This is a genomic window from Polynucleobacter sp. JS-JIR-II-50, assembly GCF_018687895.1.
Taxonomy (GTDB): Bacteria; Pseudomonadota; Gammaproteobacteria; order Burkholderiales; family Burkholderiaceae; genus Polynucleobacter.
The window spans coordinates 661,022-674,895 of record NZ_CP061307.1; the positions used below are offsets into that span (position 1 = coordinate 661,022).

The 13,874-nt window shown below is 45.6% G+C and carries 16 protein-coding genes; 13 read left to right on the plus strand and 3 right to left on the minus strand.

What is annotated here, in order from left to right:
* Nucleotides 1-40: 40 nt before the first annotated feature.
* The 3 genes from FD963_RS03520 to FD963_RS03530 are packed head-to-tail and all read left to right on the plus strand — an operon-like array spanning nt 41 to nt 2,643.
* Entirely contained in the window at nt 41-1,027 is a 987-nt protein-coding gene (locus tag FD963_RS03520) for a tripartite tricarboxylate transporter substrate binding protein (RefSeq protein ID WP_215363052.1), read from the plus strand.
* On the plus strand, nt 1,024-1,824 hold the full coding sequence (locus FD963_RS03525) for a class II aldolase/adducin family protein (protein WP_215363054.1): 801 nt from the start codon (nt 1,024-1,026) through the stop codon (nt 1,822-1,824). The genes FD963_RS03520 and FD963_RS03525 overlap by 4 nt, the downstream gene beginning before the upstream one ends.
* Nucleotides 1,825-1,845: 21 nt before the next feature.
* Nucleotides 1,846-2,643: a transporter gene (locus FD963_RS03530; protein WP_215363056.1), complete on the plus strand. Its 798-nt coding sequence runs from the start codon at nt 1,846-1,848 to the stop codon at nt 2,641-2,643.
* Nucleotides 2,644-2,653: 10 nt separating this feature from the next.
* Here FD963_RS03530 and FD963_RS03535 read toward each other — a convergent pair whose 3' ends face one another.
* A complete protein-coding gene (locus FD963_RS03535; RefSeq protein ID WP_215363058.1) occupies nt 2,654-3,655 on the minus strand; it encodes a tripartite tricarboxylate transporter substrate binding protein in 1,002 nt (333 codons plus the stop codon).
* 106 nt (nt 3,656-3,761) lie between these two features.
* On the opposite strand from FD963_RS03535, the gene FD963_RS03540 reads away from it, so the two are divergent.
* Genes FD963_RS03540 through FD963_RS03550 form a run of 3 tightly spaced genes read left to right on the plus strand, consistent with a single transcriptional unit; the run spans nt 3,762 to nt 5,842 of the window.
* On the plus strand, nt 3,762-4,043 hold the full coding sequence (locus tag FD963_RS03540; protein WP_215359765.1) for a SemiSWEET transporter: 282 nt from the start codon (nt 3,762-3,764) through the stop codon (nt 4,041-4,043).
* A 35-nt stretch (nt 4,044-4,078) separates the two neighbouring features.
* The gene (locus FD963_RS03545; protein WP_215363059.1) at nt 4,079-4,771 is read left to right on the plus strand and encodes a fumarylacetoacetate hydrolase family protein; all 693 of its coding nucleotides are present in this window, start codon (nt 4,079-4,081) and stop codon (nt 4,769-4,771) included.
* Between the two features lie 21 nt (nt 4,772-4,792).
* Nucleotides 4,793-5,842 (plus strand): alpha/beta fold hydrolase, encoded by a 1,050-nt coding sequence (locus FD963_RS03550; RefSeq protein ID WP_215363061.1) that lies wholly within the window; start codon nt 4,793-4,795, stop codon nt 5,840-5,842.
* A 14-nt stretch (nt 5,843-5,856) separates the two neighbouring features.
* Here FD963_RS03550 and FD963_RS03555 read toward each other — a convergent pair whose 3' ends face one another.
* A complete protein-coding gene (locus FD963_RS03555; protein WP_215363063.1) occupies nt 5,857-6,636 on the minus strand; it encodes an enoyl-CoA hydratase/isomerase family protein in 780 nt (259 codons plus the stop codon).
* A gap of 87 nt (nt 6,637-6,723) precedes the next feature.
* Here FD963_RS03555 and FD963_RS03560 point away from each other — a divergent pair, with 87 nt between their 5' ends.
* From FD963_RS03560 to FD963_RS03590, 7 genes are all read left to right on the plus strand, one after another.
* Nucleotides 6,724-6,882: a DUF5993 family protein gene (locus FD963_RS03560; protein WP_158009030.1), complete on the plus strand. Its 159-nt coding sequence runs from the start codon at nt 6,724-6,726 to the stop codon at nt 6,880-6,882.
* Between the two features lie 6 nt (nt 6,883-6,888).
* Nucleotides 6,889-7,452: a disulfide bond formation protein B gene (locus tag FD963_RS03565; RefSeq protein WP_215363065.1), complete on the plus strand. Its 564-nt coding sequence runs from the start codon at nt 6,889-6,891 to the stop codon at nt 7,450-7,452.
* 35 nt (nt 7,453-7,487) lie between these two features.
* Complete coding sequence (locus FD963_RS03570) at nt 7,488-8,486, plus strand: tripartite tricarboxylate transporter substrate binding protein (RefSeq protein WP_215363067.1); 999 nt, start codon at nt 7,488-7,490, stop codon at nt 8,484-8,486.
* Nucleotides 8,487-8,578: 92 nt separating this feature from the next.
* Nucleotides 8,579-10,402, plus strand: coding sequence for a COG3014 family protein (locus FD963_RS03575; RefSeq protein ID WP_251367305.1), 1,824 nt, complete (start codon nt 8,579-8,581; stop codon nt 10,400-10,402).
* Nucleotides 10,403-10,413: 11 nt separating this feature from the next.
* Nucleotides 10,414-10,770, plus strand: a complete 357-nt coding sequence (locus FD963_RS03580) for a YcfL family protein (RefSeq protein WP_215363069.1) — start codon at nt 10,414-10,416, stop codon at nt 10,768-10,770.
* A 32-nt stretch (nt 10,771-10,802) separates the two neighbouring features.
* Nucleotides 10,803-11,387 (plus strand): penicillin-binding protein activator LpoB, encoded by a 585-nt coding sequence (lpoB, locus tag FD963_RS03585; protein ID WP_215363071.1) that lies wholly within the window; start codon nt 10,803-10,805, stop codon nt 11,385-11,387.
* A 35-nt stretch (nt 11,388-11,422) separates the two neighbouring features.
* On the plus strand, nt 11,423-12,460 hold the full coding sequence (locus FD963_RS03590; protein WP_215363073.1) for a hypothetical protein: 1,038 nt from the start codon (nt 11,423-11,425) through the stop codon (nt 12,458-12,460).
* A gap of 20 nt (nt 12,461-12,480) precedes the next feature.
* On the opposite strand, the gene FD963_RS03595 is transcribed toward FD963_RS03590, so the two are convergent.
* Entirely contained in the window at nt 12,481-13,872 is a 1,392-nt protein-coding gene (locus FD963_RS03595) for an MATE family efflux transporter (RefSeq protein WP_215363074.1), read from the minus strand.
* Between the last annotated feature and the right edge of the window lie 2 nt (nt 13,873-13,874).

Consider the following 13,874-nt stretch of genomic DNA (forward strand, 5'->3'; position numbering starts at 1 on the left):
GAACACAAATAATAACTAATTTACGTATTTGAGACAAAAAATGAGATCAAAATATTCATTTGCTACTGCCTTAGCCTTTTTATGTGCTTGCTTGGCCTCTCAGAGCATATTTGCGCAGGCACCAGAACCCTGGCCTACAAAGCCCATCACTATGGTTGTGCCATTTCCGCCGGGCGGGGTTGCTGATACTGTTGGTAGGCCGGTTGCAGAAGCGCTATCTCGTAGCTTAGGTCAGCCAGTGATTGTAGAAAATAAAGCTGGGGCTGGCGGCGGCATTGGCATGGCAGCAGTAGCCAGAGCAAAGCCTGATGGCTATACGATTTTGATGGCCCTATCGTCCATTTCAATTATTCCTGAGGCAGATAAAGTGGTAGGAAGAGAGCAATCTTTTCAACTTAATCAACTCAAGCCGATCGCACGCTTTACTGCGGACCCAACAGTTTTGGTAGTGAGGGCGGATAGCCCATGGAAAGATTACAAATCTTTTGTAGCGGCAATGCGAGCCAATCCCGGTAAATACAATTTTGGATCGTCGGGCAATTACGGCACGATGCATGTACCAATGGAGATGCTCAAGTCTTCCGAGAAGTTCTACATGGTTCATATTCCGTATACAGGTGCGGGGCCAGCGATTGTGGGTTTATTAGGTGGCCAAGTAGATGCGATTGCAACTGGACCTTCTTCAATCGTTCAGCAAATTAAGGCGGGCAAAGTGCGCGCATTGGCTCATTGGGGTGATGGCAGGTTAGCCAGCATGCCTGAAGTACCTAGCTTTAAAGAAATGGGTGTCAAGGTTGAGTTCTCTCAGTGGGCTGGGTTATTTGTGCCTAGCGCAACCCCCGACTACATTACCAATAAGTTGCGTGAAGCTGCAAAGCAGGCTGCGAATGATGAGCGGGTTCGCACTGTGATCAATGGAGCTGGAAGTCCAATTCAATATATGGATGCGCCTGAATTTAAGACCTACTGGGATAAGGAATCCTCCCAAATGGGTGAAGTTGTGAGAAAAATTGGCAAGGTTGAATGATGAAAAAACAATTCCTTTCCTCTTTTATGATTCTGCTTTTTGCCCAAGCACATGCCACAACTGTTCAGGAGCAGATGGATCAAAATCCAGCAGTGAAAACGGCGATTGAGGAACTTGTCCTTGCGAATCATATTTTGTATGACCAAAATGCAGTAGATGGCTATGGCCACATCAGTGTTCGTAACCCAACCAATCCCAATACCTTCTTTTTAGCAAGAAGCGTTGCGCCATCCGTTGTCAAAGTTGAAGACATCATGGAATTTGATATGAATGGCAAAGCTTTAAACGGCGATATGCGAGTGGCTTATGGCGAGCGCTTTATTCACAGTGGCGTTCTGAAAAATCGCCCAGATATTAATTCGGTTATTCATGGCCATGCTGCACCCATTCTGCCGTATGGGTTAACAGGCACCACGCTCAAGCCCGTCTATCACATGAGTGCATTCTTGGGTGAGGGCGCGCCTGTTTTCGAAATCCGAAATTTTGCTAAGCCCAATCCCGATACGGATATGTTTGTTAGCAATGGAGAGCTGGGTGATGCTTTATCTAAAACCATGGGGTTGCAATATTTTGTTTTGATGCGCGGTCATGGATACGCTGCAGGAGCAGACTCTATTAAGAAAGCAGTCTTTAGAACGGTGTACGCAATTCAGAATGCGAGTATTCAGTCTGAAGCAATGAAGATGGGTCAAGTGCAATACCTTAGTCCTGGTGAGGCTGTCACTGCACAGGAAACGATTGAAAAAACCATTGGTCGCCCATGGCAGCTTTGGAGTGAGCGCGTCAAAAAACCCTAATTCTTGTTAAACTCACGCATCATGCAGATGCCAGCTCACCCCTTCAAGACAGCGCTTATCCAAGGGATGCTATTAACCGCATTAATCCTCTCGCCATCTATTAGTATGGCGGTCCTGCAGGATGAGATTCAGGTCTACGATGACGAAATTAATGCCAAAGGTGAAGCAAGTCTAGAGGTGCATTTAAACAGCACTCCCCGAGGCATTCAAAATCCCTCCTATCCAGGAGAGGTGATGAATAACAATGGTGTGCGGGTTACTCCAGAGTTTGCTTATGGCTTAGGCCACGATCTAGAGGCTGGCCTATACATCTCTTATGTGAACTATGACAACAAATTTCAATATGCGGCAACGAAAGTGCGCTTGAAATGGTTGCCAATACGCGAAGATAAGGGCGACTCTTTTTTCGCAGGCGCAAATCTAGAGTTGGCTAACGTGCAACCCCAGTTTGATGAATCTAGATACAACGGTGAAATGCGCTTCATTGTCGGTAAGCATTTTGATGAATGGCTTTTCTCATTTAATCCGATTGTGGATATGCCGCTCTCGCAACCCTACGTGCATCAGTCGCCGTATTTTTCCACGGCAACTCGCTTATCTAGAGAGGTGACGCCTGAGTTGGCGTTGGGGGTGGAGTATTACTCCAACCTGAATCAACTCGGTCAGCCCATCAACTATCAAAATACCCAGCAATTGGGTTTTTTGATGATGTACTACGAAGGCAAACCACTTTCTTTTCAGGCTGGGGTGGGTAAGGGCTTTTCTAATAGTACGGATTCATTAACGCTTAAAGCGATTTTTTCCATTCCATTAAATTAGCCTTTTAGTCTTAATCAGGCTTGATATTAGAGTCTTTAATGACCTTGCTCCACATATTCATTTCGCGTGTAATGCGCTTGCTGGAATCTGCTGGTGAAAGATAGTTCACATACACACCTGCTGCCAACATGCGTTCTTGCACTTCAGGGCGCTGCAAAATAACCTTGATGTCTGCGCTCAGCTTATCGATGATTGGCTTAGGAGTTCCTGCAGGAGCCAAAATACCAAACATGCTCACCACATCAAAGTTTGGTAAGCCTGTGGCTTCAGTCACCGTTGGTACATCTGGCAATTGGCTAATGCGTTTTGCGGTTGTCACAGCTAAAGGCCTTAACTGACCGGCTTGAATAAATTGCAGAGCTGCTGGAACTGTTTCAGACATCGTAAGCACTTGACCGCCCACTAGATCGGTCATAGCGGGGCCACTACCTTTATAGGGTACATGCAATAAATCTAAACCCAGTTGATAGCGAAACATTTCCATTGCAAGACGTTGTGGCGCACCAGCTCCAGATGATGCGAAAGTAAGTTTGCCCGGGTTCGCTTTTGCGTAAGCAATGAACTCTTTCATATTCTTTACAGGGACTGAAGGGTTCACTACAAACACCAGAGGTACCACTCCTACCACGTCAACTGGTGTGAAATCTTTTTCGAGGTTGTATCGAATCTTATCTTTATCAAGATTTGCGTTGATAGAGTGTGAAGTGAGAGCTCCCATTAAGAGCGTATAGCCATCAGCAGGCGACTTTGCAACCATATCTGCGCCAATATTGCCGCTATCGCCTGCGCGATTATCGGGAACCACCTGCTGGTTTAGTGATTTGGAGAGTTCTTGCGCCATGATGCGACCAATCACATCAGTAGCACCACCTGGCGGGTATGGAATAACTAGCCTAATAGGCTTGTCAGGATAATTTTTAATAGCAGGGCTATTGGTTTGCGCCAACAGTGGAGCGGTGATCAGGCTACTGCAAAGGAGTAAGCCAAAGCCTCGAATTAGATGTTGTCTCATTTTGTATTTTTAATGGTGGGTTGAGTTACGATTTTCTATTATCTACAGATTAAAAATTCATGCGCTGCGTCAATGAACTGCAAATTTCTCTTATTACAATGAATAAATGAACCTAGAGCCTCACCAAATAGAGATTATTGGATATTGCGCTGCATTCTTGACTACCATTGCCTTTTTACCTCAGGCGATACAGTCTTGGCGCACCAGAGACCTATCGGGCATCTCCTTGGGGATGTACTCCTTATTTACTGCGGGGGTGGGTTTGTGGCTGGTTTATGGCCTCATTATTGAAAAATGGCCCCTCATCCTAGCCAACGCACTTACTTTTGCCTTAGCGCTTAGCATCCTGTTATTGAAATTGCGTCATACTTCTAAACATCAGAAATAAAGCACCCATTCATCAAAATTCTTAGAAAGGTTTTTATGTCTTCAGCATTCGTGATTGATCCCCCAGCAGTAATTTCATTACCTGTCACGGGTGACACTCGTCGCTTTGCCGTGAATCGTATTTACTGTGTTGGTAGAAACTACGCCGATCATGCGCGTGAGATGGGTCATGATCCTGATCGAGAGCCACCATTCTTCTTTATGAAGCCTGCTAATTCAATTGTGACTGATGGCAAAGACATGGCTTATCCAAATTTATCAAAGGATGTTCACCACGAAATTGAGATGGTGGTCGCTATTGGTAAAGGCGGTGAAAATATCCCTGCAGACAAAGCCTTAGAGCATGTCTATGGTTACGGAGTTGGTCTGGATATGACTCGGCGCGATCTTCAAGGTGAGGCTAAGAAGATGGGACGTCCTTGGGATACCGGCAAAGCATTTGATCAATCTGCCCCTTGCGGTGAGATCACACCAGCCAGTCAGTGCGGTCATCCTGCCAAAGGCGCCGTTAAGCTCTTAGTGAATGGTGAAGTTCGTCAAGAGGGCGATCTTAATCAGTTGATTTGGAATGTTCCTGACACGATTGCTTATCTATCTACCTTATTTACCTTGGAACCAGGCGACTTAATTTTCTCTGGTACGCCAGCAGGTGTTGGCCCAGTTAAAAAAGGGGATGTACTTGAAGGTAGTGTTTCCGGTTTACCAAACTTAAAAACAAAAATTCTCTAAATCAAAAAGAAGGTCAGATTGATGACAAGTTTTCTCAAGAAAGTATTGCTGATTGGTGCAGCGTTAGTTGCACCTGTTTTTTTGGTTTCATGCGCTAATACTGAGAAGACCTCATCAACTCCACCTGCCAGTCTTTATGCTGATGCAGCTCCTTTAGATTTGCGAATCAGCAAATGGCCTTACCCATACCCACTCAAAGAATTTAAAACTTCTTTACAGGGGCAAGCAGCAAGTATGATGTATATGGATGTTGCGGCCTTAGGAAAGCAAAAGGGTGTGGTGGTGTTATTTCATGGCAAGAATTTCTCTAGTGATTATTGGGCAACAACGATTGCTGGCCTATCTAAAGCTGGCTATCGTGTGATTGCTCCTGATCAGATTGGCTTCGGAAAGTCTTCTAAGCCAGATGTGGCATACCACTTTGATGATTTAGCTGCCAATACGCAAGACTTACTGAAGTCTCTCAATATCAAGCAGGTTTCAGTCATAGCCAATTCCATGGGTGGCATGGTGGGTATTCGTTTTGCGCGCTTATACCCACAAGCCGTCCAAAAGCTAGTGCTGGAGAACCCTTTAGGGCTTGAGGATTACAGCAAAGACATCCCTCCGCAGCAGAATGATGATTTGCTCAAGCTAGAGATGGGGCAAACGGAGGTGAGCTATCGCCGCTTTCTGCAAAGTTATTTCCCAAATTGGCAACCTGCTTATGAAAAGTTTGTAGAGGTCTATGTGCGCGTACAAAAAGGTCCGGACTATCCGGCCTATGCAAAGACTTCAGTGCTGACATACCAAATGATTGCTGAAAAACCAGTGGTTAATGATTTGCCACAATTAAAGATGCCGGTGTTATTGGTGATTGGTCAAAAGGATCGTACGGTATTTGGTAGACGTTTTGCACCGCCAGAGGCAGTGAAGTCTTTAGGTAACTTTCCGGAGTTAGGTAAGAAGGCGCAAGCAGCCATTCCGAATGCAAAGCTAGTACCAGTTGAAAATGTGGGACACGTACCTCACGTTGAGGTGCCCGATCAGTTTTTGAAAATCGTGGTGGAGTTTTTAAACTCTAAAGGCTAGTCCAGTGGCCTTACTTATTTCCCCATCCACTCAGGTGGACGACCTTCCAAGAAAGCGTTCACCCCCTCTCTAAAGTCCTTGCTGTTATAGGCTTCTCGCATCAGGTCTGTGCAGTCTGGAAGATTGCTTTGGAGTAAACGTGTCAATGTCAGCTTGCTGGCTTTTTGCGTGATAGGAGCAAGGGTCGCTAATTTTTGAGCGAGCACATTGGTAACAGATTGGATTTCTGCAGACTCTGCCGTTTGATAGAGGTATCCTGAGGCTAATAATTCTGGCGCCTTAATGAGTTCCGCAGTCAGAAGCATCTTCTTCACTGTTGGAGTTCCTAGGTGAGCCGTAAGCCAAGACAAATTACTTGGCGACAAACAATTCCCTAAAGTCTTGGCCACGGGTATACCGAAACGCGCATCCGGCGTCGAGATCCGAAAGTCACAGAAAGTTGCCATTAGCAGACCACTCCCTACGGCTAAACCTTCAATCATGGCAATCGTTGGCATGGGTAGTTGTTGCAGTGAGGAGAAAATATGATCAACCGCAACTTCATACGCTTCATTCTCTTTGAGTTCAACAAACTGCTGAATATCACTTCCAGAAACAAACGCTTTATCTCCTGCGCCTCGAAATATGACCACTCGAATTTTGGGATTCTGGGCCAAGGAGTCGCAAATCCTTTTAAGTTCTTCATACATCAGCCAAGTGAGTGCATTACGCGCGGCGGGGTTATTAAAAGTAACCCTTGCCATATTCCCGTCAACCGTTAAATCTAGGCAGGGAGGAGAGGGGTTGGTAGCCATTAGCCCATTCTAAACAAAAGACCTTTCCCTGGGCCCCGAATTTGCAGAATTGCCCCCACCTGATGGGTCCTGCGCTAGAATTCCCTTATGTATATGTTTCTACCTTTTCTGACGGCTTTTATCGGACTTGTTTTGGTTTGGTTTGAGAAGCGTCTTGCAGGTTTAACAGTTTTGGCAATTACCGTTGCCATTCTTCTGGTTTGGTTCCGTTTTCACGCTACCGACCATCTCAACATCAGTCTGTAATTGATTGTGAGCAAGCATTCTCTACCTTCCCTAGCCGCACTTGGCAATCAGCTTGCATTGCTGGCTGTAGTTGGCATGCTTTCCTATGCTTTTGTAGATCAACTCTACTTTGGTGAGCTGCCTTGTCCTTTGTGTTTAATGCAGCGCGTTGGATTTGTGATTATTGGTTTTGCTTTGGTGCTGAATATTCGTTTTGGCGCTCATTCATCCCACTATGGATGGGGCATCCTTGGCGGCCTGGTTGGAATGATGGTTTCTCTTCGTCAGGTGTTCTTACATATTCTGCCGGGCGATAAAGGATTTGGAAAAACATTTTTAGAGTTGCATTTTTATACTTGGGCTTATGTTGGGTATACCGGCTTGTTAATGGGCCTGGCAATTCTCTTAATGCTTCCCAATCGTGAAGTGCGCTCCCGCTCATGGTTTGCTAATGCACTTGTTATTGCTTTCATTCTCTTGGTTTTGGGGAATCTCGTATCCACGTTATTGGAGTGCGGTATTGGCCCCTGTGCTGACGACCCGGTGAAGTATGAGGGCTGGTTGTGGCTCCGCTCTCGCTTTAATTTTTAACTTAGACCGCCTGGTCTAGTTCTGCATTTTTGAGCATGCCATTCTCTAAAGTTCTGAAGAGCTTTCTCTTTATGTCTGTGTTGTGGGCCATTGGCTTTACCGTTCATGCGCAAACTACAACTCAGAAAAACGCTGCCTGGCCAAAACAATCTATTCGCATCGTTGTAACCTTTACCCCCGGGGGTGCTCCAGATATATTGGCGCGTGTTTTAGCGGAAAATTGGCAGCAAAATTTAGGTGTAACGGTGCTGGTAGAGAATCGCCCAGGCTATGGTGGCAATATTGGTGCTGATTTGGTTGCCAAGAGCGACCCCGATGGCTACACCTTATTAATTGGCACGGTAGGCATTCATGCGATTAATGGCGCGCTGTATGAAAAGATCTCATACGATCCTGTGAAAGATTTCACACCCATTAGTTTTTTAGCAAGCACACCAAATGTATTGATTGTTAATAAGAAGCTGGGCGTTAACAATCTTCATGAGTTAATTGAATTGGCAAAAGCAAAACCAGATCAACTTACTTTCGGCTCCTCAGGTGTTGGTACTTCATTGCACATGTCAGGTGAATTATTTAAGCAAATGGCTGGTGTTCAAATCCGTCACATTCCTTATAAGGGGCGAGCACAATCATTGCCCGACTTACTCAGTGGTCGCATTTCTATGCTCTTTGATAATCTTTCTTCCTCCTTGGCTTTAATTAAGGCGGGGGAAGTTCAAGCCTTGGGAGTTACTACACTGAAGCGCTCACATGCCGCCCCCGAGATTCCCACTCTAGCCGAGCAAGGTTTGGCCGGTTTTGAGGCTGTATCTTGGTTTTCATTGATGGCACCGGCAAACCTTCCGCCTGATATTCAAAAACGCCTAAATCAAATGGTGCGCCAAACTTTGAACAATCCCGATGTCAAATCCAAGCTCTTGGCTGGTGGCCTGGACCCCGCTCCAGGTAGTCCAAAAGACCTTTCTAAGTTGATTGCCTCCGAAGCAAGCAAATGGGGCAGGGTAGTACAGCAATCGGGTGCAAAATTAGAGTAATAAAACTCTATGTTCTTGTCAGCCCAAGCCTATTTTAAAGCGTTAAAGGTATGTGGCCCTTATTTCCCCCTCTTCTTCATAAACCCCTCAATTTGCCTAAATTTTTAGTATTAGACATTTCTAAATTCGGCATGACTTTAGCTGCCTGTTTGTTGGTGGGTTGTGCTACACAGACTCAGCAAATCAAAATGAATGAGTCCAAAGAGCAGTTTAAAAATGGTGATCTGCAAAATACAACAGCAGCTATTCAGGGTGCATTCAAGGATAAAAATACTCTGTATTACATGGAGCTGGGCGAAGTGCAAAGACTGCAAGGTCCCACCCAGATTCCCAATAGCACCCAAAACCTATTGGCTGCAGATCAATTAGTCAGTCGTTGGGAGGTCACCACCAGCGACAAGCTCAGACGCTCTTTTTCAGGAGCAAGCGGCTACGTTTTGTCTGAGGGTTTTAGTAGCGAGTATGACCCTAAACCTTATGAAGTGAGTTTATTAAGTCAGACCATCGCTTTAAACCACATCTCTCAAGGGCGCTGGAATGATGCCATGGTGGAAGCCAAAAAGATGGCGCAGCGTGAGAAGGTTATTGAAGAGTTGATACAGAGTAGGGTGGCCTCAGTCTCCAAGGTAGAGCGGGAGCAGCAAAATAATCCCAACACTCAAGGTGCATCAAGCCGTATTGAAAGTATCAGCGGTTACCCAATCAATCTATTGGATGACGAGGAAACGCGTAGCCTCAAGAACTCGTATCAGAACCCCGCAGCATATTACCTGTCTGGTTTTATTCATGAGTCACAAGGAGAGGCAAGTCTAGCTGCGCCAGGTTATCGCTTGGCAATTGAGTTACGACCACAAGTTAACTTCTTTAAAACCAGCATTGCTAAGCTAGACTCCAATATTGCCAATCAAGGCAAAAAAGGGTTTTCTGATACCTTGATCATTATTGATACGGGCTACATGCCCAAAATTATTCCTTATCAAATCAGTCAGTCTTTTAATCTGGGCGGCAACCCAAAGTTAGTGACCTTAACCTTCCCGGTAATCGAAAAATCTACTGAGCGTTTCAGGCCAACCATGGTTCAGTTAGGCGATAAAGTGGCTAATCCAGAGTTGGTTGCTAATATTGATGCTATGGCTCGCAAGAACTTGCGTGATGAGATGCCAGCCTATGTTTTAAGAGCGTCCTCTAGAGCCTTGGTCTCTTTGGCCGCACAATATGCAGCAGATCGAGCTGCACAGCAAGCGGCGAATAAGCGGAGTCAGAATAACCAAAACAATCAGAACAATGGTAGCGCTGCACTTATTGGTGCCATTGCAGGAATGATTACAGGCTATAGCTTGCAAGCAATCAATGTGACTGATGTGCGTCATTGGTCAACCTTGCCTGCGCAAACGTATATGGCCAGAATGGGTTTGCCGATTGGACCTACTGTTCTGAAATATACTTTGCCGTCTGGAGTGACTGTATCCCAAACGGTTAATTTGTTAGGTGGGTACAACGTGGTTTATATCCGCATGTTCAGAAATAGGGCAACTGTACTGACCTCCAATGATCCCGCAGCACTTCCTCCCCCTAAAGATCCCATTGCTAGCGCTCCAATAGCCGCATCTTCCGCCGCCATCCCGCCATCAAACTCAATACCCGCTCTCGTTGAGCCAAAGCCATCTGAAGGGGCATTTGCGGGTCTTAATAAATTATGGGGAGGCTTTCAGGATCCACAGCCCGAAGAGTCTGCATCAACAGCGGCAACAACTACCCCTTTAGCGACACAGGCAACTCCCGTGATTGCGGCGCCTATTTCAAACCCTAACCCCAATGCCACCCCCAACACTATCCCCGCTAGCGGTAATATGGAAGGGGTGAAGCCTTACGAGTCACCCAATCTGTTGAATAGCTTTCAGCAGCTTTTTAATTAGGAAAGACCCAGATGAAAAAATACCTCGCAATCCTGATGACGGCACTTGCTCTTGTCGCATGTAGCTCAACGCCATCTATGAAGGACATGACGGTACGCATGGGTGATACGGATAGCATTCAAATTACTGATATGCGTAGTTTGATGCGCAATGGTGTGTTAACTGCGCAGGTAACCATTCAGAATGACAGTAAATCCAATCTCGTTTCTTATCGATTCAAGTGGATTGGTAAAAACGGTATGGCCGTTACAGATGAAGAGCCTTGGAAGCCTGTAACAGTAGGTAAGGGGCAGTCGACCGTTATCATTGGAATCGCCCCAACGCCAGATGCTACTGACTTTCGTTTTGAATTAAATCAATACAAATAAATCGCGTTATTAGAAGATATTAGGACTTAAAAATGAAAATGAAGACCATCCATTTATCCGCCATCATTTTGTCAGTAGCTACTTTGGCTGCATGCTCAGGACCGCAGGTTCGTTATGGTGATGCTAAGGCGGTAGAGACCGTTAATGCGAACTATGGATCAACTGATCTACAGATGATTGCCGAGGCCATGACAAGATCACTGCTCCAGTCTAAGGCTATCTCTGGAAGCAAAGATGCCCCTATTGTGACGCTTGCAGATGTGAAGAATAAAACTTCTGAATATATCGATACGCGTGTAATTACCGATAAGATCCGCACGCAGTTAATGAAGAGTGGTCAAGTGCGATTTGCAGTGAGCGTTTCTGAAATGCAAAATCAGACCGAAGAACTCAAGCGTCAGAATCAGTCAGGTTTATATAAAAACAGCACGATTGCCAAGACCGGCAATATGCAGGGCGCTCAATATCGTATCGAAGGATCGATTGCTTCTATTGTCAAAAACACCAAGGATGTGAAAGACGTTTATTACGTATTTAATCTGAATCTCATTAACAATGAATCTGGTTTGCTCGAGTGGGCTGATGAAAAAGAGATTCGTAAGACTGCTACGCGCTAATACGCAACTCAACACCATAAAGAATTGAGCAATACATGAAAAAAATATTATTAGCTTGTACGGGGGTGAGTCTGGTTTTTTTGGCTGGCTGCGCTAGCAAGCCGCCTGCTCCCATGGAATCTGCGTATATTGGCCAAGTGCCAGCAGACCCACCCAAAAATCCCGTCATCAGTGCTGAGGCTTTAAAGACCGATTCCAAGTCAATTGCAGTCACGGATATCTACTTTAAGAAAGAAGGAAAAAACTTAACGTTTGTCGAAGAAACCAGAACGACAACAGATAACAACATTTCCTCTACGATTGTGCCCAAGACTATTGAGGTAGATGCGGATAAAGCCAATTCGTCCGCCATTACTGGCGGGACAAATTCATCTGCGTTCCCAGTGAAGTTCACTAATTTGGCCGACCCTAAGACTACCAGTCCAGGTGAAGCGACAGCCCCTGTGACGGATACAACAGCTCCAAGTAACAGCTCTTCAAGTGCTAATACCCAAAGCATGAAGAAGTCGGGATATCAAGCCAATAATGAGTATGGAGAATTGCGTTACTTGGCCAATCCCATTCGTGGCCTGTTGATTAAGTCTGGCTATAAAGTGGTTCAAGCCAAGGCTACCGTAGCCACCCCTAATCAAGGCGATGAGTACTTTGATATTGTTAAGCGGATCAAGGCTGGCGATTTCGGTGATGCAGACTATGTTTTATATGGTGTGTTGGCTGAAGTTTCCAGTACGGATAACGTATCTGATATTCCTGGAACCAAATCTACCTCACAACAGATGACGCTTGAGGTAACGGTGGACTTTAATATTGTTGATACCAAGACAACGCAAATAGTTGCATCATTTGTAGCTTCTGGTGAAGGTAAGGATGTTCAAATTGATGGCAGGGATACTGGATATAAACCAAGTAATGCAAAGCTAATGAAGTTGGCTTCATTGGATTTAGCCGAAGATGTACGCAAGCATCTGGCTGATCAAAACTTTATTACTAACAACCCTGGTTCGGCAGGGCAGTTGCGTAATCTCAAAACCCGTTTAAATGACGATGCTTCTACTTTGAAGGTTTATAAGTAAGAGACTCAAAGTAGTTTGCCTTAAACCTGTACCGGCGGATGCGTCTTCTGATAGCGCTCCGCCGTTCTTCTAAAGAGATAGAGCAAAAAGCACGCAGCTAAGCCCAGACTTAAGCTGTTGCCAGCCCAAAAGCCATTGGCGCCTTGTAGGAATGTCGGTGTATTACCAAATACATTAAAACCCATGAGGTAGCCACCACCAAGGCCTACGCCCCAAAGTGAGCCTGCATAAATCACCATCGGTAAAAAAGCAATGCGATAGGCCCGCAGAATAAATGCTGCGGTAACTTGAAGGGCATCAAATACTTGATAGAAGGCTATAAATAAGAAGAGGGGGATAGAGAACACCTTCACCTCTGCTGGTGGATCGTATAAGTCCAGCAACTGAATCCTGAAAATCCAAACTGCGATACCAATAGTGATGCACAGCGTAGTGGTAAAAAAGACGGATGACCAACCGATCTCTTCGGCACGCTCAGGCTTGTTGGCACCAATAGATTGCGACACTAAGGTCATGGTCGCAATGGAGAGAGATAGTGGCACCATGTAGATGACAGTTCCCATATTGGCTACGATTTGATGGCCCGCTAATGCGGTAGTTCCAAGGCGGGCAATAAATAGGGACATAAACGTGAAAGAGGTTACTTCAATCAGATAGCTAAAGCCAATGGGTGCACCAAGCTTTAATAATGTCCAGATACGACGCCAATCTGGCAGGCTGAAGCGGGCAAAGATCTTAAAAGGTTTATAAAAGCGATCAAATACAACAAAGCCTAGAGTCATGAGTAGCCAAGACCAGTTAATGATGACAGTAGCTACAGCGCAGCCTGGCCCACCCATACCCTCTATGCCTAAGCCCCCATAAATGAAGAGTAGGTTTAGGGGCAGCTTGAGTGCCAGGCCAATAATTTGCACAACAGTAATAACGGTAGGGCGAGACACTGCATTGTGCAGTGCCATCAATACGCGCATGGCCATGCTCGCTGGTAAGCCGATTGCCAGGATGCTGAGATATAACTTCGCTTTACCTTCAATAGCGTCATTAACTCGCGATATGGCCAGCAAGTGATCTGCATTGAGGAGAATGAAACAGCCCAAAATAGTGAGACCTAAAGCAAGCCAAGCCGCTTGCCGCACCTCTTCACCGATTTCTGAAAAACGCTTTGCGCCAAAGAGTTGCCCTGCGATTGGTGCAAGAGCCGAGATCACTCCGGTGAGTCCTACATAAATACTGATGAAGATGGCAGATGCCATTGCCAGTGCCGCTAAATCATCGGCTGAATAACGCGCCGTCATAGCGGTATCGAGCACGCCAAATGCGATTACAGCAAGCTGACCAACTAATAGTGGCCCAGCTAGTTTTAGTAAAGATGGGATGTCCTCGCGAAGGCGCGATAGTTTAAAGTGCAGCACGA

Bases quoted from the DNA above. Each gene is read 5' to 3' on its own strand.
- FD963_RS03520 (WP_215363052.1), top strand. From the start codon at position 41: ATGAGATCAAAATATTCATTTGCTACTGCCTTAGCCTTTTTATGTGCT.
- FD963_RS03525 (WP_215363054.1), top strand. From the start codon at position 1,024: ATGATGAAAAAACAATTCCTTTCCTCTTTTATGATTCTGCTTTTTGCC.
- FD963_RS03530 (WP_215363056.1), top strand. From the start codon at position 1,846: ATGCAGATGCCAGCTCACCCCTTCAAGACAGCGCTTATCCAAGGGATG.
- FD963_RS03535 (WP_215363058.1), bottom strand. From the start codon at position 3,655: ATGAGACAACATCTAATTCGAGGCTTTGGCTTACTCCTTTGCAGTAGC.
- FD963_RS03540 (WP_215359765.1), top strand. From the start codon at position 3,762: ATGAACCTAGAGCCTCACCAAATAGAGATTATTGGATATTGCGCTGCA.
- FD963_RS03545 (WP_215363059.1), top strand. From the start codon at position 4,079: ATGTCTTCAGCATTCGTGATTGATCCCCCAGCAGTAATTTCATTACCT.
- FD963_RS03550 (WP_215363061.1), top strand. From the start codon at position 4,793: ATGACAAGTTTTCTCAAGAAAGTATTGCTGATTGGTGCAGCGTTAGTT.
- FD963_RS03555 (WP_215363063.1), bottom strand. From the start codon at position 6,636: ATGGCTACCAACCCCTCTCCTCCCTGCCTAGATTTAACGGTTGACGGG.
- FD963_RS03560 (WP_158009030.1), top strand. From the start codon at position 6,724: ATGTATATGTTTCTACCTTTTCTGACGGCTTTTATCGGACTTGTTTTG.
- FD963_RS03570 (WP_215363067.1), top strand. From the start codon at position 7,488: ATGCCATTCTCTAAAGTTCTGAAGAGCTTTCTCTTTATGTCTGTGTTG.
- FD963_RS03580 (WP_215363069.1), top strand. From the start codon at position 10,414: ATGAAAAAATACCTCGCAATCCTGATGACGGCACTTGCTCTTGTCGCA.
- lpoB (WP_215363071.1), top strand. From the start codon at position 10,803: ATGAAAATGAAGACCATCCATTTATCCGCCATCATTTTGTCAGTAGCT.
- FD963_RS03590 (WP_215363073.1), top strand. From the start codon at position 11,423: ATGAAAAAAATATTATTAGCTTGTACGGGGGTGAGTCTGGTTTTTTTG.